Here is a 7434-nt window from a genome sequence, read left to right as displayed (position 1 = left end):
TCAAAGGGTTCAGATCACAGATGAGAGGAGTGGCGGATCTTCCTTTCTTCGTATACCGCTTGCGCAATATATTTGGTTAGTCCTCCCCCTAAGGCATCCACGGACTTTTGCAACTGACCCGAGAAAGCCGCCCTTACCACCGATGAAAAATCCTCCGCCCGGCACCTCGCTCACCATTTGCCACGACAGCACGGGTAATCCGCGCTGTAGGATGGCTCCTATAACACTCACCACACAATAGACCACGACGAGTACACTCAGGTACATCAAGGTCTTAGCCAACTTTTCTTCATAAAACGCTAACTTATTCATAACAGCCTCACCCTTTAATCCTTCCCCGAGGGGAAGGGGAGAAATATGTTACACGGGCTCCTCTTCTTGTTGTTTAATGATTATATGTCCTTTGGGCTAACTCCTAACTCTTTTAAGTATGATTCTCGACCCGATATTCATCAGCACAACAAGGATGAAGAGGAGAAAGGCGGCAAGCATGAGTGCACTCTCGTACATGGGTACTGAGAGCATTTCGCCATAGTTGTTGGCAATGAGAGCCGGGATAGGATAGCAAGCATCCAACAGCGAACTGGGCACAATGACGAGATTGCCGCAGACCATCAGTACTGCGATTGTCTCACCCATCGTACGGCTCAGGGCCAATACGATAGCCGCCATCATTCCTGGTGCTGATTGTCGGAGCACAACATGTTTTACCGTTTGCCAGCGTGTGGCTCCCAGTGCCGTCGATGCCTCGCGCAGGTCATTACCTACATTGGCAAAGAGCTCCATGAAGAGCGAGATGAGCAGCGGCAGAATCATCACACCAAGGACGATGCCACCTGCCAACACGGTGTAGCCACTGCTCTGCTTGCCTACGAGAGGTGCCACTGTGTGTGATATCCATGGCACGATGAGCAAAGAGCCCCATACGCCATAGATGACCGATGGCAGTCCGGCCAGTATGTCAAGGAGTGGGTAAGCATAAGCGCGTAATCGTGGTCGGGCATATTCTGTGAGATAGACAGCCATGAACAGCGACACGGGCAGTGCCAGTACGATGGCCACTACTGTGCACCAGAACGTACCGGCCAAGAAAGGCAGAAAGCCAAACTCGCCCTTCATGGGTTTCCAATGGCTTTCGGTGAGCAACGTCCAAAGCGAGTAGTGGCGAAGGATGGGCGCTGACTTCACGCATAGTTCCACTGCCATGACCACCACCAGCAGGATGGCAGCCATTGTCAAGGCTGCCATCACGCTACCAGCCATCTTATCTTTAAAAATGCGATAGGTCATTCTGCTCACTTTACTCACTTACTTTTTGCTTTTTCTTAGTTTCTCTGATGCAGTCCGCATTCTCGGTGGTTGGGGTCTTCCCACCACCATCGTCCCGATCGGATATCCTCGCCAGGCTTCACGGCGCGTGTGCAGGGCTCGCAGCCAATGCTGGGGTATCCCTTATCGTGGAGCTTGTTATAGGGCACGCTATGTTCATGGATATAGTCCCACACCTGCTGCTCAGTCCACTCGATGAGCGGATTCACCTTGATAAGTCCGTGCATGTCGTCCCATTCCACGAGGTTCATGTCCTTACGGGTCACGCTTTGCTGACGTCTCAGTCCGCACACCCACACGTCGAGTCCTTGCATGGCCCGGTGCAATGGTTCCAACTTGCGGATCTGACAACAGCGATGGCGGCTCTCTACAGAGTTATAGAAAAGGTTGATGCCTTCTTCTCTTACCATGCGCTGTACCTCGTGGTAGTCAGGAAAGAATACCTCTATCTTAATGTCATACTTCATGTCGGTACGGTCGATGAGCTGATAGGTCTCGGGAAAGAGACGGCCCGTGTCGAGGGTAAAGATGCGTGTTGTGGGTGCTTCTTTGACGATGATGTCGGTGAGCACTTGATCCTCGATGCTCAGACTGGACGAAAGAGCGATGCGTCCCTTGTAGTGTTCCAGGAAATAGCGAATCACCTCTTCAGCACTCTTCCCTTCCAGCTCAGCATTAAGCCGTGTGATTAATTCTTCATTCATCCTTATACACTAATATAATTCATCACTCAACATTGATCATTCAACATTCTTAATCATTCCCGCTCCCACCGTCTCGTTGGTGTCAGGGTCAATGATGATGAGGCTGCCGGTGACTTTGTTTTCATCGTAGGCATCGAAGACGAGAGGCTGAGCCGTGTGGATGGTAATCTCGGCGATGTCGTTCATAGCGAGTTCGCTGACGTTTTGTTCTTTCTCCAGTGTATTGATATTGCGTCGGAAGTTGATGCTTCGGATCATGCCCTGCGTCTCGAAGGTAGCCTGTCGGATGATATATTTCTTGCGTATCTGGGCTGGTGTTTGATTGAGCCAGCACACGTCCAACGTCACGTCCTGCTCCACTTGTGGCTGTTTCTCATCTGCTTTCACGAGCGTGTCGCCCCGGCTGATGTCTATCTCGTCGTTCAGACGAATGGTGACGCTCTCGGGAGCATAGGCCTCATCGAGGCTATCACCGGCGAAGTCAATGCTCTTTACGGTGCTTTCCAGTCCAGAGGGTAGGACACGTACACGGTCTCCCGGGCGGATGATGCCACCGCTGACACGTCCGGCATAACCACGGTAGTCAGGGAAATCCTTGCTGATGGGGCGGATGACATATTGTACCGGATAGCGGAAGAAGTCGCTCACAGTCTTGTGTCCCACGGGTACAGTCTCGAGATAGTCGAGCAGGGCTTTACCCTTGTACCAGGGTGTGCGCTCGCTTTTGTTCACCACGTTGTCGCCATCCTTGGCGCTGATGGGGATGAACACCACGTTCTTGATATGCAGCGTTTCCGACATCTTTCTGTAGTCCTCGACAATTTTGTCATACACTTCTTGAGAGAAGTCGACAAGGTCCATCTTGTTGATAGCCACTACAATGTGTGGGATGCCAAGGAGTGATGAGATGTAGCTGTGACGCACCGTCTGTTCGAGCACGCCGTGACGTGCGTCAACGAGGATGATGCTCAGGTCAGCGGTACTGGCGCCGGTGACCATGTTGCGTGTGTATTGGATGTGTCCCGGAGTATCAGCGATGATAAACTTTCGTTTTGGGGTGGCAAAATATCGGTATGCCACGTCGATGGTGATGCCTTGCTCGCGCTCGGCACGCAGTCCGTCAGTAAGCAGGGCGAGGTTCACCTCCTCGTTTCCTCTACTTTTCGATGCAGCCTCTACCGCTTCGAGCTGGTCTTCAAAGATCGACTTGCTGTCGTAGAGCAGTCGTCCGATGAGTGTGCTCTTGCCGTCGTCTACGCTGCCCGCCGTGGAGAAGCGCAGCAACTCCATATCTAAATATCCTCGTTTGGTCATAATCTTAGTTTCTAATTTCTAATTCGTAATCCGTAACTCTCAACTCTCAACTTTCAACTTTCAACTCTCAACTCTTTAGAAGTATCCTGCTTTCTTGCGGTCCTCCATAGCAGTCTCCGAGCGTTTGTCGTCAGCTCGTCCGCCACGCTCAGTGACTCGCGTGGAAGCGATCTCATCGATGATGTCGGCCACGGTGGTAGCTTTTGACTCGGTGAGTCCCGTGCAGGTGATGTCACCGATGGTTCGGCACCGCACGAGCTTCTTCACTACTTGCTCCGTAGGCTTGCGCTTGATGACGGGAAGGGCTGCCAGCCATTGACCATCGCGCTGAAACACCTCACGCTCATGAGTGAAGTAGAGGCTCGGCATGGGGATGTTCTCCTGGTAGATATATTGCCACACGTCCATCTCGGTCCAGTTGGAGATAGGGAAGACGCGGAAGTGCTCCCCCATGTTTTTGCGCCCGTTGAAGATGTTCCACAGTTCGGGTCGCTGGTTCTTAGGGTTCCATTGTCCGAACTCGTCGCGATGGCTGAAGAAACGTTCCTTGGCGCGTGCTTTTTCCTCGTCGCGTCGTGCGCCTCCGATGGCAGCGTCGAACTTGTATTTGTCGATGGTGTCAAGCAGTGTCGTAATCTGTAGTTTGTTGCGGCTGGCATAGTAGCCGGTTTCCTCTTTCACGCGTCCCGTGTCGATGCTCTCCTGTACTGATCCAACAATGAGTTCCAGTCCGAGTTTCTTCACCAGAGCATCGCGGTAGTCGAGGGTCTCCTGAAAGTTGTGTCCAGTATCGATGTGCAACAATGGGAAGGGAATCTTGGCAGGATAGAAAGCCTTGTAGGCCAGGTAAGTGCATACGATGCTGTCCTTGCCGCCAGAAAAAAGGATGACAGGTCGCTCGAACTGTGCCGCTACTTCACGCAACACATATATGCTCTCCGATTCGAGTTCCTTGAGGTGTTGAATGGTTTTGTTGTCCATATATAATAATGTGATGTTATCTCGTTTACTGTTTGCAAAGTTACGGTAAATCCGGGATTATGGAAATACCACACTATGACCATTTGATATCCCATCAATGTGGTAGAAGATGATACCCCAAAGAGGGTATTATGTAGTGAAATGGATGAATATAATAGCAAAGAGTAGGTGTAGATGAACAAAAAAGTGGTCAGCTCATGTCGAGCAGACCACTCTCTATCAATGCTTTAATACGGTTGCGAATGCGTATAGATCGTCGTACATCACTGCCGTCAGAGCCTACTGCAACGGTGATGTTGTCTTGTCGGACGATGGCGGGCGAGATGAAATCGCAATAGGGCTTGTCGTCACAGACACAGGCGAGGATGCCTCGCTCGTGAGCCATGCGGTAAATGTCGTGGTTGCGGCGTTCATCGTCGGTACAGATGAAGAGCACCTTCACACCGTTGAGGTCACCCGTTTCGAAATTCTTTTCCTTGAGTGTGAAGCCGAGACTGCGCACGCTGTCCGGAATGTGGGGAGCGATGAAGGTGACATCGGTGGTCAGACGGGCCAGGCGTTGTGCCTTGCGCACGCCCTCGTCGCAGCCCCCGATGATGACAACGGGAGCCTCGGCGAGGGCAAGGGCTATGGGAAGATAATTCAAAGCTATTTCTTTTTGATGAGTACTTTCCAATAGTTGTCGACCTTCTCGGTAGACAGCACGGTATGACCTTCGCTTTTCACGCTTCCCGGCACATTTTGAATAGGCTGTCCGTCGTCGAGGAGAATTTCGAGTACCTGACCGCTCTTCATGGGAGCGAGTGCGATCTTTGTTTTGACGAAGTTCATCGGGCACGCCACACCACGGAAGTCTTTCTTCACGTCGGGCGTGAGACCATCTGGTTTTGAAGGCGCGGCTGCTGACGTTGCCGGAGCAGGGGATGCTTTCGCCACTGCGGGCTCCGGTGTAGCATCTGTCTGCTTCGAAACTGCTGGCTGAGGCTGAGCAGTCGCTGAAACCGTTTTGAACTGCAGGTTGTCGTCCATGCCTTTGTAGAGTTCGTTGAGCAGGTCGGCGAGCTCATAGATGAGAGGTTGCTGATCGGCGAGGGGCTCGTGACGGCGGGCCCGGTCGGTGAGCACGCTGAACTTCTGAGGAACGATACCGGTAGAGATGAACTCTTTGAGGAAACCGTTGTATACGTCGTCGTCGGTGCGCGGGTCTATGCCACGTGTAACGAGGAGCATACGGTTCTCGGCGAACACGATGTCGTGGAGTTCTTTCTCCAAGTCTTTGGCCGTACCAGCGGCGATGGCCTTGCGCTTCTCCGTGATCGTGTCCTGGTCAAGTTCAATAATGTCGAAGAGTCCGGCCGAGCACTCAGCCTGCTCATATTTGATGAGGCTGAACTTCTCGTCGTCTTCCCAGTCGTGGTAGGCATCCGGTTCCTCGGCATAGGGTTTCACAGTCTTATATTTCTCAAGCAGCAGCTTCACCACCTCGGCGCCGTGCTTGACCACATAGTCGTAGTAGTCGGCATAGTTGCCTTTCTCGGCGATGACATCACGAAGATAGTCTTCGACAAATCCCGGTAGATGGCGGGCTGGGATATATCCTACGCTAAGGTCGATCTCGTTGCGTCCCTTGAGAGGCAGCCATACCGTGTAGGCAGGGAACGGGTCGTCGCCGACGCGACCGATGCGTCCGCTGAATCCCAAGTCGGCCCATGTTGCATTGGCACAGATATTTGTGCAGCCGTTCATCTTCAGCTCAAAGTCAGGGATGGCATCAAGGTCGAGGTCGCTGGCGAGCAATTTCTTGGTGATAGCATTGATGGCACCTTTTGGCAGACAGATGCCCAGACGGCAAGTGTCTGCTCCTGTGCATGATGTGAAGTTCGTGACGACAACGGGATAGTCGACCTGATAGTCACCTAAACGCTTGAAGAAATGGTAGATGTTTGGGAGATATTCCTCGGGGATGTTGCGCACCTGGATTTGTTCGCGTTTGGTGAAACGGATGACATCGTTGCCATAGTTGGCCAGATAGTCCGCCACCTCGGCGAAGAACTCCGGTCGGTTGTTGCCATGGTCTACAGGCAGGTAGGCAAACCACAGATTCTCGCGCTTTCCCTCTTCAGTGGTCTGTGCGTGGGCATAGCGGCGTTTCCAGCGAAGAAACTCCTCGCTATCATCTTTTTCGGGCGTAAAGTCGGGACGATGATGCTCGAGGGGCAGTGTGGGCACAAAGAAATCGAGTGAGCCGTCTCTCTTCAGTTCTTTGAACTCTTCAAGATAGAGTCGCTTTGCCTCCTCTTCACCATATTTATAGAACACATAGCGCATGCGGGCCTTGTGGCGGTTGCGTCGGTTGCCATATTTGTTGAACCAGTTTTTCAGAGCTTTGGCAGCCCGGTAAAGATCAACCTCGGGCAGGAAGTCAAATACCTCCCATCCAGTGTGAGGATTAGGAGCCGTGCTGCCGGCGATGAGCACGCGGTAGCCACGTTGTCCGTCAACGATCCTTGCCTGCAATCCAAAGTCAGCCACAAAAGAGTAGTGGGCATCCTGCTCGTTGTAGTCTATGGCTACCTTGTATTTTCGAGGCATGGTGAATGAGTCACGCTCTGCGATGAGTCGGGAGGTAAGTTCCTCAACCACGGGGTAGACATCGAAAGCCTCTTCGGCAACCAGTCCGCTACGGTCGTTGACCATCATGTTGCGTACGGTGTTGCCGCCGCCGCCTGCTGTGGAGAGCCCTACTTTTTCGAGTTTGCGCAATGCCGGAACAGCGTCCCGCAGATCGACGTTATGAATTTGTATCTCTTGACGTGTGGTGATATGCAGGTGCGATGTGGATACCTGTCGTCCCACATAAGCCACCTCGGCAAGTTGCTTGGGTGTGATAAGTCCGCCAGCGCACCGTACGCGGAGCATATAGTGCTCGTTTTTGCGTTGCTCATAGATGCCCATGGGCACGCGGTTGCTTTTCAGTTCACCGGCTTTGATCTCACCGGCCTGATATTTTTTGATCAGTGACTCGGTGTAGTCCAAGTCGCTGTTGAGTGTGGAAGGTATGCGGTACATGCTATTATGTCATTTTATTCATTTATCATTCGTCGTT

At 52.3% G+C, this 7434-nt stretch carries 6 protein-coding genes; all 6 read right to left on the bottom strand.

Annotation, left to right across the window (positions count from 1 at the left end; genetic code table 11):
* Positions 1 to 408: 408 nt before the first annotated feature.
* Positions 409 to 1290 (bottom strand): phosphate ABC transporter permease subunit PstC, encoded by an 882-nt coding sequence (gene pstC, locus NG346_RS01085; RefSeq protein WP_262288126.1) that lies wholly within the window; start codon positions 1288 to 1290, stop codon positions 409 to 411.
* 35 nt (positions 1291 to 1325) lie between these two features.
* Positions 1326 to 2033 (bottom strand): phosphoadenylyl-sulfate reductase, encoded by a 708-nt coding sequence (locus NG346_RS01080; RefSeq protein WP_262288125.1) that lies wholly within the window; start codon positions 2031 to 2033, stop codon positions 1326 to 1328.
* Between the two features lie 36 nt (positions 2034 to 2069).
* Positions 2070 to 3347 carry a sulfate adenylyltransferase subunit CysN gene (gene cysN / locus NG346_RS01075; protein ID WP_262288124.1) on the bottom strand — a complete coding sequence of 426 codons (1278 nt, stop codon included), beginning with the start codon at positions 3345 to 3347 and terminating at the stop codon, positions 2070 to 2072.
* A gap of 75 nt (positions 3348 to 3422) precedes the next feature.
* On the bottom strand, positions 3423 to 4328 hold the full coding sequence (gene cysD / locus NG346_RS01070; RefSeq protein WP_154533364.1) for a sulfate adenylyltransferase subunit CysD: 906 nt from the start codon (positions 4326 to 4328) through the stop codon (positions 3423 to 3425).
* A gap of 190 nt (positions 4329 to 4518) precedes the next feature.
* Positions 4519 to 4974, bottom strand: coding sequence for a precorrin-2 dehydrogenase/sirohydrochlorin ferrochelatase family protein (locus NG346_RS01065; protein WP_262288123.1), 456 nt, complete (start codon positions 4972 to 4974; stop codon positions 4519 to 4521).
* 2 nt (positions 4975 to 4976) lie between these two features.
* A complete protein-coding gene (locus NG346_RS01060; protein ID WP_262288122.1) occupies positions 4977 to 7397 on the bottom strand; it encodes a sulfurtransferase TusA family protein in 2421 nt (806 codons plus the stop codon).
* Positions 7398 to 7434 lie beyond the last annotated feature (37 nt).

This window comes from Hallella absiana, assembly GCF_025457485.1.
Taxonomy (GTDB): domain Bacteria; phylum Bacteroidota; class Bacteroidia; order Bacteroidales; family Bacteroidaceae; genus Prevotella; species Prevotella absiana.
The sequence above is the reverse complement of the archived record's forward strand: the minus strand, read 5'-3'. Positions and strand labels throughout refer to the sequence as shown.

What these genes read in the sequence shown, in the direction of transcription:
- cysN (WP_262288124.1), bottom strand. Translation starts at nt 3,347, where the DNA reads ATGACCAAACGAGGATATTTAGATATGGAGTTGCTGCGCTTCTCCACG.
- cysD (WP_154533364.1), bottom strand. Translation starts at nt 4,328, where the DNA reads ATGGACAACAAAACCATTCAACACCTCAAGGAACTCGAATCGGAGAGC.
- pstC (WP_262288126.1), bottom strand. Translation starts at nt 1,290, where the DNA reads ATGACCTATCGCATTTTTAAAGATAAGATGGCTGGTAGCGTGATGGCA.
- NG346_RS01080 (WP_262288125.1), bottom strand. Translation starts at nt 2,033, where the DNA reads ATGAATGAAGAATTAATCACACGGCTTAATGCTGAGCTGGAAGGGAAG.
- NG346_RS01060 (WP_262288122.1), bottom strand. Translation starts at nt 7,397, where the DNA reads ATGTACCGCATACCTTCCACACTCAACAGCGACTTGGACTACACCGAG.